Annotated in this window: 12 protein-coding genes; 9 read left to right on the top strand and 3 right to left on the bottom strand. The window is 44.6% G+C overall.

Going from position 1 to position 15,131, the window contains the following annotated elements; genetic code table 11:
* Positions 1 to 80 precede the first annotated feature (80 nt).
* Positions 81 to 1,643, top strand: coding sequence for a response regulator (locus tag UWK_RS15610; protein WP_015405358.1), 1,563 nt, complete (start codon positions 81 to 83; stop codon positions 1,641 to 1,643).
* A gap of 19 nt (positions 1,644 to 1,662) precedes the next feature.
* On the opposite strand, the gene UWK_RS15605 is transcribed toward UWK_RS15610, so the two are convergent.
* Positions 1,663 to 1,890 carry an RNA-binding S4 domain-containing protein gene (locus UWK_RS15605; protein ID WP_041917081.1) on the bottom strand — a complete coding sequence of 76 codons (228 nt, stop codon included), beginning with the start codon at positions 1,888 to 1,890 and terminating at the stop codon, positions 1,663 to 1,665.
* 201 nt (positions 1,891 to 2,091) lie between these two features.
* Between UWK_RS15605 and UWK_RS15600 the strand changes: the two genes are divergently transcribed.
* The 6 genes from UWK_RS15600 to UWK_RS15575 all read left to right on the top strand — a co-directional run bounded on the left by UWK_RS15600 (position 2,092) and on the right by UWK_RS15575 (position 8,662).
* Complete coding sequence (locus UWK_RS15600) at positions 2,092 to 3,543, top strand: NAD-dependent succinate-semialdehyde dehydrogenase (protein ID WP_015405356.1); 1,452 nt, start codon at positions 2,092 to 2,094, stop codon at positions 3,541 to 3,543.
* A 154-nt stretch (positions 3,544 to 3,697) separates the two neighbouring features.
* Positions 3,698 to 4,195, top strand: a complete 498-nt coding sequence (locus UWK_RS18760; RefSeq protein ID WP_015405355.1) for a hypothetical protein — start codon at positions 3,698 to 3,700, stop codon at positions 4,193 to 4,195.
* A 1-nt stretch (position 4,196) separates the two neighbouring features.
* Positions 4,197 to 4,799 carry a tetratricopeptide repeat protein gene (locus UWK_RS18755; RefSeq protein WP_052327019.1) on the top strand — a complete coding sequence of 201 codons (603 nt, stop codon included), beginning with the start codon at positions 4,197 to 4,199 and terminating at the stop codon, positions 4,797 to 4,799.
* Positions 4,800 to 4,917: 118 nt separating this feature from the next.
* Positions 4,918 to 7,290: a cyclic nucleotide-binding domain-containing protein gene (locus UWK_RS15585; protein WP_015405353.1), complete on the top strand. Its 2,373-nt coding sequence runs from the start codon at positions 4,918 to 4,920 to the stop codon at positions 7,288 to 7,290.
* Between the two features lie 39 nt (positions 7,291 to 7,329).
* Positions 7,330 to 8,364, top strand: a complete 1,035-nt coding sequence (locus UWK_RS15580; protein WP_015405352.1) for a tRNA dihydrouridine synthase — start codon at positions 7,330 to 7,332, stop codon at positions 8,362 to 8,364.
* Positions 8,357 to 8,662 (top strand): phasin family protein, encoded by a 306-nt coding sequence (locus tag UWK_RS15575; RefSeq protein ID WP_015405351.1) that lies wholly within the window; start codon positions 8,357 to 8,359, stop codon positions 8,660 to 8,662. Before UWK_RS15580 ends, UWK_RS15575 begins: the two co-directional genes overlap by 8 nt.
* A gap of 72 nt (positions 8,663 to 8,734) precedes the next feature.
* Here UWK_RS15575 and UWK_RS15570 read toward each other — a convergent pair whose 3' ends face one another.
* Both UWK_RS15570 and murJ read right to left on the bottom strand, forming a co-directional pair.
* Positions 8,735 to 10,450: a DEAD/DEAH box helicase gene (locus UWK_RS15570; protein ID WP_015405350.1), complete on the bottom strand. Its 1,716-nt coding sequence runs from the start codon at positions 10,448 to 10,450 to the stop codon at positions 8,735 to 8,737.
* Positions 10,451 to 10,636: 186 nt separating this feature from the next.
* Positions 10,637 to 12,226, bottom strand: a complete 1,590-nt coding sequence (gene murJ / locus UWK_RS15565; RefSeq protein WP_015405349.1) for a murein biosynthesis integral membrane protein MurJ — start codon at positions 12,224 to 12,226, stop codon at positions 10,637 to 10,639.
* 297 nt (positions 12,227 to 12,523) lie between these two features.
* Between murJ and fusA the strand changes: the two genes are divergently transcribed.
* Positions 12,524 to 14,581, top strand: a complete 2,058-nt coding sequence (gene fusA, locus UWK_RS15560; RefSeq protein ID WP_015405348.1) for an elongation factor G — start codon at positions 12,524 to 12,526, stop codon at positions 14,579 to 14,581.
* Between the two features lie 15 nt (positions 14,582 to 14,596).
* Positions 14,597 to 15,106 (top strand): MogA/MoaB family molybdenum cofactor biosynthesis protein, encoded by a 510-nt coding sequence (locus UWK_RS15555; RefSeq protein WP_015405347.1) that lies wholly within the window; start codon positions 14,597 to 14,599, stop codon positions 15,104 to 15,106.
* Positions 15,107 to 15,131 lie beyond the last annotated feature (25 nt).

Below are 15,131 nucleotides of genomic sequence, written 5' to 3'. Positions count from 1 at the left end.
TATTAAGCAGAATGAGTTTTCTAGTATCTTCCCTGAAGTAGTTGGTAAATTATTCAAGATTTTACTGCGAGTATTTATTTATGTCCCCTCAGAAGATTCTTGTTGTAGCCTACGAGGCCTCTATTGCTGATGTAAGTCGCATGGCTCTTGGAGATAGTGGTTATGAGGTTGTCTGTGCCCATAGCGGTGAACAGGCAGTGGAGATGGCAATGATTAACAAGTTTGATCTGATAATTGTTGACGCAATGCTTCCCGGGATGACAGGTGTTGAAACCTTTGACACTATTAGACAGACAGACCCTGGAATTACAGGACTACTTGTGTCTGGTCATGCTGATTTGGATATGGTGGTGACGGCAATGAACAGAGGGTTGAGCGGAGTACTCCAGAAACCGCTGGACGCCAGGACCCTGGTGAATACTGTCCAGGAAACATTGGCCATAGCAGCCCTGCGTGAAGAAAACACACGCCTCAAAACCATTCTGCCCCTGTATAAACTTGGTGAAAAGTTTAATGCTGCCAACTCTCTGCAGGAGGTCTATGAACTTCTCCTCGACGCCGTCTCTCGGCAAATAAAAGTTCCTTCAATGTCACTTATGATGTTTGTGAAGGAAGATAGCTGTCTCCACATCGTAGCATCCAGAGGTATTGATAGAGCTGTCGCTGCATCCGTTGCTGTCAGGTCAGGAGAAAAAATTGCCGGTTGGGTTTATAAGCATGGTGAACCGGTTATTTTGAACAAGCTGACCCAGGAACAGTCTCCGCTTTCACAATATCTGAAGCGTGAAGAGATTGCAGCGTCAATATCTTTTCCTCTTGTTGGCCGAACTCAGGTTCTTGGAGTTTTAAACATCAGTCAGACTGCCAGGAATGTTGAGTACAGCCAATCGGATCTGGAACTGCTGTCCGTAATCTGCAGTCAGGCAGTTATGGCACTTGAGAATGTGGCATATATTAAGGAGCACGAGCAGAATGTTCGTACCAAAGCCCTCTTTGAACAGTATGTCGCTCCGGAAGTTGCCGAAATCCTGCTGAAGTCCGGTGAAAATATTATGAAAATTGGAGGTGTCAGAGAGATAACTGTCCTGTTTGCTGATATCCGAAATTTTACCCTTGCCGTTCAACATCTTTCTCATAAGGATATCCATCTCTTTCTGACTGAATTTTTTGATCTCTTTGCTGAAGTGGCTTTTTCCTGGAAAGGAACTCTTGATAAATTTATGGGAGATGCAGCTCTTGTTGCCTTCGGTGCTCCCATTGAACTTGACGAACCGTCAAATGCCGCAGTGTGCACTGCCGTTGAGCTTTCTCAGGGCTTTGAACAATTACGATGCAAGTGGCTGAAAAAGTCCCCTGTGTTTAAACAGCTTGGCTTGGGAATAGGTATTAGCAGGGGAGAGGTTTTTCACGGAAATGTAGGGTCATCAAGAAGGCTTGATTACACTGTAATTGGTACGGATGTCAATATTGCACAACGCCTGGCCGATTCAACTGAATCTGGTCAGATTTTGATAACCGATTCTGTGTACAGGGATGTGAAGGGGAATTTTCCCATACGAGAAGAAGATGTCAGAAAGTTACGTGGTGTGGAACGAGCGGTAAAACTCTACTCCATACAGGCCGATCAGGTGATTCTTCCCTGAATCAACTGCAAGCAAATTTTTATTTGTCTGCTGTTTTTACCCGAAAAATTATATTGTCGATTTCAACGAGATCGTTTGCAACAAGTTTTCGTCCCCGGCGTGTTTCAGGCTTTCCATTCACCATGACCTCACCCTCGGTGATCCGTATTTTAGCATGAAGCCCATCCTGGACAACATTGGCAAGTTTAAGGAACTGACTTAGGCGTATTGGCTCTTTATGAATGTCTATCGGTGTTGGAGTGCTCATTGTCTGCATGTTATGCATATAAAGGAGGAAAAAAGTGTCCTGTGGATGTGCGATGGGAAACACTCTATACGACCAGGTATTTCTTGTCGAGCAGCAACTGCGTTAAGGAAAAAATAGATACCTGGCTGTTAGATTTTTTTATACAATACGGTTGGAGTCATTTCTTGGCCCACTATTTGATAGTATTTAATGAGGTATGGTATGAAGTTACAGAATTCTGATTTATTCAGGCAGCAATGCTATCTGAATGGAAAGTGGGTTACAGCAGAGAAGACAATTGAAGTACTCAATCCTGCGGATAACAGTGTCCTTGGTTCAGTCCCTTCATTTGGAGCAGAGGAGACAAGAGGAGTTATCGAAGCTGCAAAGGATGCGTATGTCATCTGGAAAAATCTGACGGCCAAGGAACGTTCCGATTATCTCAGGAGATGGTTTGACCTTATTGTCGCTCATAAAGAGGATCTTGCCTACATAATGACCAGTGAACAGGGAAAACCGCTTGCTGAGGCAGAGGGTGAGGTTCTTTATGGTGCTTCCTATGTTGAATGGTTTGCTGAAGAGGCAAAGCGTGTATACGGCGACACAATTCCAATGTCTCAAAAAGGAAAAAGAATTGTTGTACTCAAGGAACCGGTTGGAGTTTGCGCTGCCATCACCCCCTGGAACTTTCCTTCAGCCATGATCACAAGAAAAGCTGCACCGGCACTTGCTGCTGGCTGCAGTATTGTCGTCAAGCCTGCCGCTCAGACTCCATTTTCAGCACTTGCCTTGGCGGAACTCGCAGACCGTGCCGGAATTCCAAAGGGAGTTTTTAATGTGATCACTGGCCCCGCACGTACTATCGGCGAAGAGTTCACCAGTAGTGCAATAATCAGGAAGCTCAGTTTTACCGGATCAACGCCGGTGGGAAAGAAGCTGATGGCCGCCTGCAGTAATACAGTAAAAAAGGTTTCCCTTGAGCTTGGTGGTCATGCACCTTTTATTGTGTTTGATGATGCTGATATTGATGCGGCTGTCAGAGATGCTGTAGCGTCTAAATATAGAAATTCAGGACAGACCTGTGTCTGTACCAATCGTTTTATTGTTCAGGAAGGCGTGTATCAACGTTTTGCTGAAAAATTGACTGTAGCTGTGAAGGAACAGTTGCGAGTGGGGTCCGGATTCGATAAAGATGTGAATCAGGGACCGCTGATTGATTTAAACGCTATTCTCAAGGTAGAAGAGCAGATTAAGGATGCGTGTGATAAGGGGGCAACTCTACTGGCTGGAGGAAAGCGGTGGGGAGAGAGTGGATATTTCTTTGAACCAACCATCCTTATGAACGTAACCACAGATATGAAAATTGCACGAGAAGAAACCTTTGGCCCCGTGGCTCCAATCTTTGTCTTTAAGGAAGAGTCCGAAGGGGTGGCTATGGCCAATGACTCCGAATATGGACTCGCCTCATATTTTTTCAGTCAGGATATAGCACGATGCTGGAGGGTTACGGAGGCGCTTGAATATGGGATGGTGGGTGTGAATACGGGGATTCTTTCCTCCGAAGCCGCTCCTTTTGGTGGAATGAAGGAATCTGGAATAGGACGGGAGGGCTCAAAGTATGGAATTGAAGAATATCTTGAAATAAAATATATGTGCCTGGGAGGTCTGAATTGACCCTGGTTTCTAGGTCAGTATGACTGGAAAATACTCGACAAAAGTGACTCTCTGAAGTATCTACTTGTAATGATAAAAAAAGAAAGAGAATGTTGATTTTATTTATCTTGAATACGGCAAAATGCTGGAAAACTGAAGGAATGGAGAAAAGATTATGAAATATGGAAAACATCAGTATCAAGGGGTTGTTGTTAGTTTACTTGCTCTAGTGCTTCTCACTTTCACTGGCTGTATGCCCGGTACCACCCAGACAGATACTTCCATGGCCGGAACCGATGGCAGCCTTGCTATTAGCAGCACTGTTGGAAACTATGAGGATATTGAGCTTCCCTCTGAGATGAAATATAACCCCAAAAATAGTATGTCCATCAAGACAAGTTCTTTTCGTGGAGGAATTATTCATTATACCGGACGTGTTGAAATGCATTCTCTGAAAGAGTTCATCATTGCCTCAATGAAGAAAAACAAGTGGAAACTTGCTGGTGAAGTCTCCAGCCAAAATGTGATTCTTGCTTTCACCAAACCAAATAAAACCTGTATGATGAATATAGAACCCAATGGGGCAATGTCTGACACGACATTAACCATGTATGTGACTGTTGATGTAACTGCCGCCAGGGCCCTGAATGCCTTTGGAGAGCCAATCCAGTAAATTGTCAAAACATATTTCATACCTATCAGCCGTTAGTCCTTTTTTTGTCAGGGCTAGCGGCTGTTTTTGTTTTGTACTTGTGCTCCTGTTTTCCTGTCACGGGGGCGCCAGTGAACACAGTTACGAGGCAGATGTGCTTTTGGCTGCAGAGGATGGAGATTCTCAGGCTCAGTACGCTCTTGCATTGCTCTATGAATACGGAACTGATACAATAGAGCGCGATCCTGAGCAATCCGTAATCTGGCTTGAAAAAGCCGCTAAGGCTGGTGTTGCTGGTGCATGTTTGTACCTCGGCCTGAAGTATGAATATGGCAATAGAGTAAAAAAAGATATACACAAGGCCGCCTGCTGGTATGCCTGCGCTGCTCATAAGGATTGGCCCGCCGCACAATTTTTTCTGGCAACTCTATACGAAAAGGGGAAAGGGGTACCGCAGTCACTGTTAAAAGCCCTTGCCTGGTTTAGTCTGGCCGCTGAGTACGACTACCCGGAGGCTGAAAATGAATCTTCGCGGCTTCGTTCTCTTCTTGGTATTGAGGATATGGCCGACTTGAGAAAGCTTCGGAAGGATCTTTTACGTACTGGTGGTTCTCCGTGTAAGTAATTGTTGTTCCCAATTGGCGTCTGATATGATACGATTTTTGTGTGGCTTTGCGTAACTGTCTGAAAATATAGAAATTGTCGTTAATCGCTGCTGCTTGAGAAAATATTCGTCGGGATTTATGGACATAGATATAAAAAAACAGAGAGAAGCTCAGGAAAATGCCAGGAAGCTTCTCGCAAAAGAGGAACAACAGCGTGCTGAACGCAGATTGCTGAAGCTTGTTCTTGATCTGGAGAATGGTAACAGTGAAGTTCTTCTCAACGATGAGTTTATGGGAAAGCTTCCTGAACTTATCTCTGTCTATAGCGCAACCGGCAACCGGGATCGTGTAAAAAAATTGTTTGAACAGCTCGGAGATTGTGCCTGTTCCGAAAACCCCAATGTACGTGAGCGTGCTGTGATGGCACTCAGCTTATGTATGGGAGGACTCAATCGGGAAGAGCATCGTGATCTTATTGATGTGATTACCGGGATCCTTCTGCGTTGGCTTCGTGCTGAGACACTTTTCCTTTCCGTTTGCGGTATCGTCTGTAAACAGTTGCAGGAAAATGGCATACGGATGTTTGAAGAAGGACTCTGGAAGGAGTGTGGTGTTCTTCTGGAAATTTTTTACCAGATTCAGTCGGGAGTGAACGAAAAAAGTAATGCAATAAGAAGTATTGTCGGGAGATCTCAAGAGGCAATGGCCACTGACTATGTACTCGAGGAATTAACTATTGTTTGCCTCAGAGGACGTGGTGAAAGAAGACAGTATGCAGAACAGATTCTTGTTCATCTTGGACGTAAGGCTGCGATCCACCTCCTTGAAACCCTGTTAAATTGTCAGGAAAAAGAAGACAGGCTTCGTCTGGTTGGGCTCATTCCTGCAACAGGTTACGCTGCAGTTCCAGTTTTAAAGGAATACCTCCAGAAAAAACTTCCCTGGTACGGAATTCGTAACATCATTCTGATGATAACAGCAATGGATGATGAAAATCTGATACCACTTATCATGCCATGTCTCTCCCATGAGGATATTCGCATTCAGCAACAGGTTATCGATTGTATCAATGAAGTTGCCGTTACCAACCCTGGCGGCTATCTGCTTGCAGCGTTACCAGTGGTTGATGATAACCTGAAAGCAGGTCTTATCAGCCATCTTGGCAAGTTGGGAGGCCTGGAGGTTGTTGATGCCTTTCTCGATCTTCTTGCCCGGCGTGATACTTTCTCTCCCAATGTTCGTGACGAATTACTCGAAAGTCTGGCAATACATGTTCGGCTCAGTGACTCCATTCGAGCAGTAAATCTTCTTACCATGCTCCTGGAGGAGCGGAGTGTTAAATATGATCCTCAGGTCGATCCTGTGTCCCGTGCTGCACGCAATTCGCTTCACATCCTTCAGCCTCGTTTTTCCAAAAAAGAACTCCCTAAACAATCCGTAAATCTAGAACCTGAGCCTCCCGATGACAATGTCTCCTTTGACAATGATCCATCGGTTAAAAATCCTGCTCTGCGTCAGGTGCAGATGATAAATGAAGAGGTAGCTGTTCTTCTCGGGAAAGGGCAGGTAGCTGATGCCAGTGAATTGCTCTATAAAAAATGTATTGAAGCGGCAGAAGAGAAGAGATTTGAAGCTGCTGAAATGCTGAGGGATCGCATTCTTGAAGTAGATCCAAACGCACTGGCGGAAGTTATAAAGGCTGGGGAACGCATTGAAGAGGAACGCTCCTCATCTGTTACCACAAGTCATATCAGTATCTGGCAGGATTTGTATGATTCTCTTACCACTGATGAATTTAATGCTCTTTATGAAGCTCTTAAATCAAGAGAATATGATACAGGGACAATTATAGTTGAACAGGGTGCAAACAGTCCATTGCTTTATTTTATTAATTCAGGTCAGGCAAGATTAACCTGTTGGAGAGGTCAGGATGAGGTCTTTCTCAAAAAGGTTGGGCCCGGAGAAATTATAGGAACCACACCGTTTTTTGATGTGTCAATCTGGACTGTAGCACTGACAGCAATCGGGACAACAAAAATACACGTTCTTGAAAGAGAAGTATTCCTTGAATTGATAGAACAATTTCCAGGGATTGAGTCTTGTCTCATCAATTATTGTTCGAAGGCCGAAACAGTACCGAAACTTCTTAAAATGTCAGGCGAGGATCGCCGTCAGTACCCTCGTTTTCCCGTGTCACTTCTTGTTAAACACACCTTGCTCGATGAATATGGTAACGCAAGTATGAGAAGTTTTAACGGAGAGATTGTTGATATTTCCTGTGGTGGATTCTCTTTTTTTATCAAAATCTCCAGAAAAGAAAATGCCAGGCTTTTACTCGGAAGAGGTATAAAAACCAATATAACAGTTAAAGGGATTGAGCCGATAGACACAAAGGGTGTAATTGTTGCCGTTCGTTTTCAAGGCCAGGGTGAAGCTGAATATTCTGTACATGTACAACTTGATGAAATAATCGGGCAGGATATTGTAAAACATATTATTGGCAGGTCATAAGCGTTGCTTTTTGAAGAGGCTGGATCGAAAGGAAAGGACATGCCGCCTGATATGTGCCACAAGCATTCACTCTGTATCGGTTCATCTTCTGATAAGAATGACTCTCTTGTATCCCCCTACCTGCAGTGCAATCCGCCATTGGCTCTTGCCCCCATGGTTGGTCTTTCACATTCAGCTCTTCGGATTCTAATTCTGGAGTTAGGTGGAATTGGCCTGTTTTTCAGTGAAATGCTTTCGGTTCAAAGACTTCCTTTCGAGAATGAAACAGTCTCTCCATTTCTATGCCGTACTCAAGAAGAGACCCCTTTTTTTTATCAGATATTTGCAGGACCAGATCAGGACATAGTTCCTGCAGTGGAGAGGCTTCATCTCCTCAATGCTCAAGGGATTGATTTAAATTTAGGGTGTCCCGCTCCTGCCCTCCGCAAATTAGGGGCTGGCTCCTTCACGCCTCCCGATGTTGCTCAGCAGACCGTACGTTCTCTAAGGGCAGTTACCCATCTTCCCATCAGTGCGAAAATACGGCTTGGAGCACAGCTGGATGAAAAGAGATTGTTGCGATTTTGTCAAATGCTTGAGGCCGAAGGTGTTGATCTGTTAACGGTTCATGGACGTTTGCAGGGAGAGAAGTTTTGCAGACGACCACGTTGGGATTGGATTGGAAAGGTAAAGAAAACAGTAAAAATACCTGTGATTGCAAATGGAGGGATCTTTTCTGTCAATGATGCCAGAAACTGTCTGGAACAGTCGGGTGCAGATGGACTGATGATAGGCAGGGGGGCAGTATGCAGGCCCTGGCTGTTTGCAAATATCGCCAAAGAGGTATACAATTTTAATATCTCAACTGAACACAATGTAAAAAATATATATTTTCGTTTTATTGAGTTGTTGCAGGATCGTTTTTTACCGGAACGGTGTCTCGGGCGTTTAAAACAGTTTACTCATTATTATAGTTCAAATTTTTCCTTCGGCCATCACTTGGCCACAGGAGTGCAGAACTGCAGATCTGTTGTCGAGGCGGCCGAAATCGCAGCAAAGTTTTTTGAAACCGTTAAAGGAGAAGGGAATGATTGAATTGGTAAAGAAAACATTATTGGCAGGTGTCGGGGTAGCTGCCCTAACCAAAGAGAAACTGGAAGAAGTTGCCAAGGATTTTGTTGAAAAAGGAAAAATGACGGAACAGGAAGGGAAGGATCTGGTCAAAGACCTTGTCACTCGCTCCGAAGAGTCACGACAGGAACTCCAGAAACAGATAGGGGAAAAAGTAGAGGAAATTCTGAAAAAAATGGATCTTGCCAAAAAAAGTGAAATGAATGTGCTGAAACAAGAGATAGCGGAGCTACGTGAGGCTCTAAAATCCAGGGAGTCATAAAAGCAGAGTTTTTACTGCAACAGGGATCAAGTGGTTGGTGAACCCTGTTGCAGATTCTCTGTCGCTGAATGCTTAGGCGGCTTGTGGCTTTCGCTCTCTACGGTGAAAATTGCCCTTACGTTTTCCTGCATAGGCTTTTGAAGGACCTTTGGATTTTGTGATTTCTATAGAGATCGTCTTTCCGTTTATTTCAGAACGCTGAAAGGCTGCGAGTATCTGAGCGGTGTAACGACTGTCCGCTTCAATGGTCGCTGAGTTTCTCAATATTTCTATCTTTCCAATCTTTATCCTACCAACATCCTGAATTGCATTTATTTTCCCAATCACCCCCTGTGGCATTATACCCTGGCGCCTCCCAACATTTATACTGAAAGTGGTGAATTTGTTTTTGGGGTGCAGTAGGTCCTTCTGTAATTCTCCAGGAGCTCTTTCCGTTCTGCCTCGACCGTCTTTTTGGGTTGAACTAATATTCAAATCGGTTGCATTTTTGTAGTATTCGAGAAAGCGGTTGAATTCGAGTGAAACAAATTGTTTAATCAGGGCTTCACGATCGAGGTGGGCTAGTTTCTCAGCAATTTCTTCATACAAAGGCGCAATCTGGTCATGGTTTACCTTTACATCCATGACGGTATCGATCTGGTTGATTAATTGTTTTCTGCAGATTTCCTCTCCAGTCGGGATTCTGCACTGAATAAATTTTTTCTGTATTTTATTTTCGATCAATCGAAGGCGGTACTGTTCATTTGAAGCGATGATGGCGATGGATATCCCTTTGCGCCCGGCTCTTCCTGTTCGGCCACTGCGATGGGTGTATCCCGATGTTTCATCGGGCAGGTTATAGTTGACCACATGGGTGAGGTCGTTCACATCAAGACCCCTTGCCGCAACATCCGTTGCTACAAGGATCTGAATGTTTCTACAGCGAAATCTACCCATGACCTGATCACGCTGGGCCTGAGAGAGATCCCCATGTAACGCATCCGCATTGTAACCATCCTGGATTAATTTATGAGCAATATCATTGGTTTCTTTACGGGTTCTACAGAAAACAATAGAATAAATGTCGGGTGAATTATCGACAATCCGTTTTAAAGCCAGGTAGCGATTTTTGGGGTGAACCAGATAAAATTCGTGACGAACATTTTCAGCACCGGCATTCTTGGTACCAATCGTGAGTTCAATGGGATTTGACATATATTTCTGTGAAATCCTGGCGACTTCTTGTGGCATGGTTGCAGAGAAAAGAAGGGTGTTTTTTTCCTTCGGAGTGTGAGCGAGGATAGCTGTAAGCTCATCCTGGAACCCCATCTGCAGCATTTCATCAGCTTCATCAAAAACCACATAATTAATCTTAGAAAGATTAACGGCCTTGCGGTTAAGGAGATCCTTAAGGCGGCCCGGTGTTGCGATAATAATTTGAACACCCTTTTGAAGGCTGTTTATCTGCTGGTCAATACGGGCACCGCCATAGACGGCAAGAATGTTTATTTTGGGTACGAATTTTGAGAATGATTCAAGGTCTTTGGCGACTTGAATGCAGAGTTCCCGGGTGGGACACAGGACAAGACTCTGAGTGTGCCGTTTTGAAGGATTGGTCCACTGGATCAGGGGAATTCCAAAAGCTGCTGTCTTTCCTGTTCCAGTCTGAGCCAGGCTGACAAGATCGACCTGTTTTTCAATCATCAGTGGGATTACCTGTTCCTGGACAGCTGTGGGAGTTTCAAATCCTAGAGCTTCAAGACCCTTCAGGATGTTTTCATCAATGCCTAATTCTTTAAAAGTTTTCATAATATTTTTATCCTGATTAACGATACTCTGAAATAGAAAAAACTGCGGAATCCTAACCAGGAAGGGTGCACAGCGGTTACGGGGTTTTCATGAGATTGAGTTGAATCTCTAGCTCAGGCTCTACTCTAGGGTGTATAACGAATAAAGCAAGTGCTATTTTACTCTTTTAGAAAGAAGCAGAACTATTTATCGTCCGAATTTTTCGTATATTTTACTTGTTACAGACGTGAGTTCCCGCAGCTTCATGAGGTGAAGGAGAAGGCCGTACAGTGAAGCGGCAACAATAATAAGTATAAGGAGGACAAAAGATGCCTGAAGAAATGAGCCATTTAACTGTGTTGTGAAAAGGCTTCTGCTCCAGTGGAGAAAGCCGGCCATTACGGTTCCGGCAACAATGATTTTCCCTAACGCCTTTATGAGATAGCCTACAGAATATCCTCCTGTTTTCAGGTAAAGAACCACACTTAAAAAGAAGAAATTAAGAATCATTGAACAGGATGTTGAAAGGGCAATTGCCAGATGTTGGTAGGAGTCTATGGTCAGGTTGATAATGAGCAGGTTTGCACCCACCGCAATAAATGATGCAATAAGTGGGTATTTTGTGTCTTCCAAGGCATAAAAAACCGGAACGAGAATTTTGTTTGAGGAATAAGCAAAAAGTCCGACAGCGTACAATGTGAGGGTATTAGCGGTGGCTATCGTATCAAAAGCTGTAAAAGCACCTCTTTCAAAGATAATGTGAATTATTGGTTGAGCAAGCATCATAAGACCAATGGAAGCCGGGATAGTAAGGCCAAAGACCATGGTCAGCGAAGATACCATGGTTTCCTTCATCCCGCCGATGTCCTTCTTTGCGGCATGTCTTGCAAGAACGGGCATTGCGGCAATGGAGAGTGCCACTCCAAAAATTCCAATAGGAAGCTGTACCAGGCGAAATGCGTAGTTAAGCCAGGAAACCGATCCTTCAACGCAGGAGGAGGCAAAGTTGGTATTGATAAAGATATTAATCTGGGTGGGGGAAAGGCCAATAACAGCAGGAATCATCAGGGTGATAATCCGTTTAAGGCCGGGGTCTTTAAAGGGAAGCCGTGGAGTAAACCGGAAACCGCATTTCAGCAGGGCAGGAAACTGGATAGAAAGTTGTAACAAACCACCAAGAAGTGTTCCGATGGCCATTCCAACAATTGCAGGTTGACCAAATTTTGGAAGAATAAATGCGAGACTCACGCCACCAACGATGGAACCAAGATTGAAGAAGGCGGAAGCCATGGCAGGAATGAAAAATTTCCCTCTGGAGTTCAGTATCCCCATCACTACAGCAGCGAGTGAAATAAAAACGAGGAAGGGGAGCATGATTCTGGTAAGGAGGATGGTGAGTTCTTGCTTTCCAGTAACTGTTGAAAAATCCGAGGCAAGAAGGTTTACCAGAGGTTCGGAAAAGTAAATTCCCAGAAGAGTGATGGCAGAAAGAAGTATGGCGAAAAAGACGAGAACGTTTGAAGCAAGCTGCCATGTTTCCTGCTTGGAACGGTTTGTGTCATAATCAGTGAAAACCGTAATAAAAGCAGCAGACAATGCTCCCTCTGCAAAAAGATCACGCAGGAGATTTGGTATGCGGAAGGCGACCACAAAGGCATCGTAGGCGAATCCTGCGCCAAACATTCCGGCAAAAATCTGCTCTCTGACAAGTCCGAGTACTCGACTGCACATAACTGCAATGGACACGGTTCCGGCAGATCGGGCGATTTTTCCACTCTGTTTTGCTTCTTTTTTCACGTATGGTCGGGAGGTAGAGTAAATACAAAGAATTAATAAATATAAACCCTGTATGTATACAGGCTTTTGCAGTGCATTGCCAGATAAAGTCCTCTCATTTTTCACCTTTTCATTATTTATGGTGAATGAATAGGGAATTAGCGAACATCCTTGACTTTCATTGAAAATATTGAATATATGGATAGAGAAATATTCTACCTATTCGGAGTTGATCAAGGGCTTTTGCTTGTCTGAGGATTGATCCTTGTATTCCATCGACGAGACGATGGCACAACTGTTATTTTCAAGGAGGTTTGCATGCAGGATATCAGTAAGATAAGAAACATCGCGATCATTGGACACGGAAGTTGTGGAAAAACCTCTTTGGCTGAAGCCATGCTGTACACAGCCGGTAAGATCAAACGTCTCGGTAAGGTTGATGAGGGAACTTCGGCCCTCGATTTTGAAGATGAAGAAATCAAGCGGAATGTTTCCATTAATAACTCATTTCATAATTACTCATGGAAGAAGCATGATGTTTACTTTATGGATACTCCGGGTGATGATAATTTTCTCAATGAAGCTTACGTGGCAACCCAGGTCGTTGATGGGGCCGTTTTTATCATTGGAGCTGTTCTTGGCGTTAAAGGGCAGACTATTAAATTTGCTGACTTTATAGCAAGTAGAAAACTGCCATCGCTCATCATGATTAACAAGCTTGATCGTGAGCGGGCAGATTTTACAAGAACCATTGATCAGATAAAGGAGTCCCTTCCAGTTACCCCCGTTATTTTGCACCTGCCTATTGGGGAAGAAGATTCATTCCGTGGTCTTGTCGATCTGGTGAGTCAGAAGGCCTACCTGTTTGATGAAAGTGGAAAAGGTACTCTTGTGGAAACCGATATTCCTGATGATATGGCAGACGATGTCGCCCTCTATCGTGAAAGCCTGATGGAGCAGGTTGCAGAAACAGATGATGACCTGATTGAAAAGTTCCTGGAAGATGGTGAACTTTCTCAGGAAGATCTGCAGTCTGGATTAAAGGGTGGGGTTGCAAGTGGTGCTATCGTACCCGTATGTTTGGGCGCCGCAACCAGTAATTTTGGAACGTCAGCATTGCTTGATGTCATTAATGATATTATGCCGTCCCCAGCAGATCGTCCAAATTTCATCGGCGTTGATAAAAATGGAGAACCAGTCGAACGCAAGGCAGCAGCGGATGAAAAATTTTCAGCTCAGGTATTTAAAACCATGGCTGACCCCTATGCTGGCCGTTTAACCATTTTTAGAATTTATTCTGGAACCCTCTCGGGCGATACCTTTTATAACAGCAGCAAGGAAACAGATGAGCGTTTTGGCCAGCTTTTTATTCCAGAAGGAAAGGAACAGAGGGCCGTGGAGAGTGCCGGACCGGGAATGATTGTTGCGGTGGCCAAACTTAAGGAAACGACCACTGGAGATACTCTTTGCGATGCCTCTGCACCAATCATTTATGATGATCTGGATGTTATGGAACCCGTTATTTCCTATGCTATTCGTGCAAGTAAAGGTGATGAAGAAAAACTTTTCTCCTCCATTACCAGAATGCTTGATGAAGATCTTACCCTCAGACTTTCCAGGGAGCCGCAGACCGGTGAAGTTCTCATTTCCGGTGTGGGAAAAGTTCATCTCGATGTGGTCGGGGCCAAGATTAAACGCAAGTTCGGTGTGGAGATGGAACTTTCCTTGCCAAAGGTTCCTTACAAGGAAACTATTCGTGGAACTGCAACGGTACAGGGAAAACATAAAAAACAGAGTGGTGGCCGGGGCCAATTTGGTGACTGCACCGTTGAAATCGGTCCAAATAGCGGAAAAGGTTTTGAGTTTGAAGATAAAATAGTTGGTGGGGTTATTCCACAGCAGTATCGTCCTGCAGTTGAAAAAGGCATCCTTGAAGCCATGGAGAAGGGTGTCATGGCTGGATATCCGGTAGTTGACATTAAGGTCAGCCTGATAGATGGGTCCTACCATAACGTGGATTCCTCGGAGATGGCGTTCAAGATTGCAGGTTCTCTTGCATTTAAAAAAGGGGCCCAGGAGGCTGGACTTGTACTTCTTGAACCCTTTATGAATATGACCATCGTGGTAGGTAAGGAACATGTTGGGGATATCATGGGAGATTTGAATTCCCGTCGCGGAAAGGTTATGGGAATGGATGCGGATCAGGGGCGTGAAATCATAAAGGCCCAGGTTCCGCAGGCAGAGGTTCTATTGTATGCAGCAGATCTTACAGCGATGACAGGAGGACTTGGAACATTTACCGTTAGTTTCTCTCATTATGAGGAAGTTCCGGCTATGATCGCAGAGAAGGTTGTTGCGGCGAACCAGGCAGAATAGGAAAATTGTAAAGAAATGAAGATTGATACTGGCAGATTTACCTTCGGGGTTCTTACCATGAGTGACAAGGGATCACGTGGAGAACGAGAAGATACCAGTGGGCCGTATCTACTGAAGACCTTAAATGATTTGGGGTATCAGCAGAAGGCCTACGCTGTGATTCCCGACAAGGCCAAAGGGATTACTGAGACCCTTATTTCATGGGTGGATGAGCAGAAAGTCGATCTTATTCTGACGACGGGTGGGACAGGGGTTGCGCCAACGGATGTAACTCCTGAGGCAATGGCCGATGTCATAGAGAAGGAGATCCCTGGAATGGCTGAAGCCATGCGGGCTGAAAGCCTGAAGAAAACGCCTCATGCAGTACTCTCAAGGGGGATAGCTGGTATTCGCGGAAACTCTTTGATTATTAATTTACCCGGGAGTGAAAAGGCTGCTCGGGAAAATATTGCAGTACTGCTGCCCTCACTGGCCCACGCCCTGGATAAGATCAAGGGGGGAACCAGTGACTGCGGAGTGGGGTAACCGCGAGCGACAGCTTATCTGAGGC

This window comes from Desulfocapsa sulfexigens DSM 10523 (assembly GCF_000341395.1).
In the GTDB taxonomy this organism is placed as follows: Bacteria; Desulfobacterota; Desulfobulbia; order Desulfobulbales; family Desulfocapsaceae; genus Desulfocapsa; species Desulfocapsa sulfexigens.
Note: the sequence above shows the minus strand (reverse complement) of the source record. Positions and strands in the feature narration are given on the sequence as shown.

Excerpts from the sequence above, each read along its gene's own strand:
- UWK_RS15575 (WP_015405351.1), top strand. The coding sequence starts at position 8,357 with ATGATTGAATTGGTAAAGAAAACATTATTGGCAGGTGTCGGGGTAGCT.
- UWK_RS15605 (WP_041917081.1), bottom strand. The coding sequence starts at position 1,890 with ATGAGCACTCCAACACCGATAGACATTCATAAAGAGCCAATACGCCTA.
- fusA (WP_015405348.1), top strand. The coding sequence starts at position 12,524 with ATGCAGGATATCAGTAAGATAAGAAACATCGCGATCATTGGACACGGA.
- UWK_RS15585 (WP_015405353.1), top strand. The coding sequence starts at position 4,918 with ATGGACATAGATATAAAAAAACAGAGAGAAGCTCAGGAAAATGCCAGG.
- UWK_RS15570 (WP_015405350.1), bottom strand. The coding sequence starts at position 10,450 with ATGAAAACTTTTAAAGAATTAGGCATTGATGAAAACATCCTGAAGGGT.
- UWK_RS15580 (WP_015405352.1), top strand. The coding sequence starts at position 7,330 with ATGCCGCCTGATATGTGCCACAAGCATTCACTCTGTATCGGTTCATCT.
- UWK_RS15555 (WP_015405347.1), top strand. The coding sequence starts at position 14,597 with ATGAAGATTGATACTGGCAGATTTACCTTCGGGGTTCTTACCATGAGT.
- UWK_RS15610 (WP_015405358.1), top strand. The coding sequence starts at position 81 with ATGTCCCCTCAGAAGATTCTTGTTGTAGCCTACGAGGCCTCTATTGCT.
- UWK_RS18760 (WP_015405355.1), top strand. The coding sequence starts at position 3,698 with ATGAAATATGGAAAACATCAGTATCAAGGGGTTGTTGTTAGTTTACTT.
- UWK_RS15600 (WP_015405356.1), top strand. The coding sequence starts at position 2,092 with ATGAAGTTACAGAATTCTGATTTATTCAGGCAGCAATGCTATCTGAAT.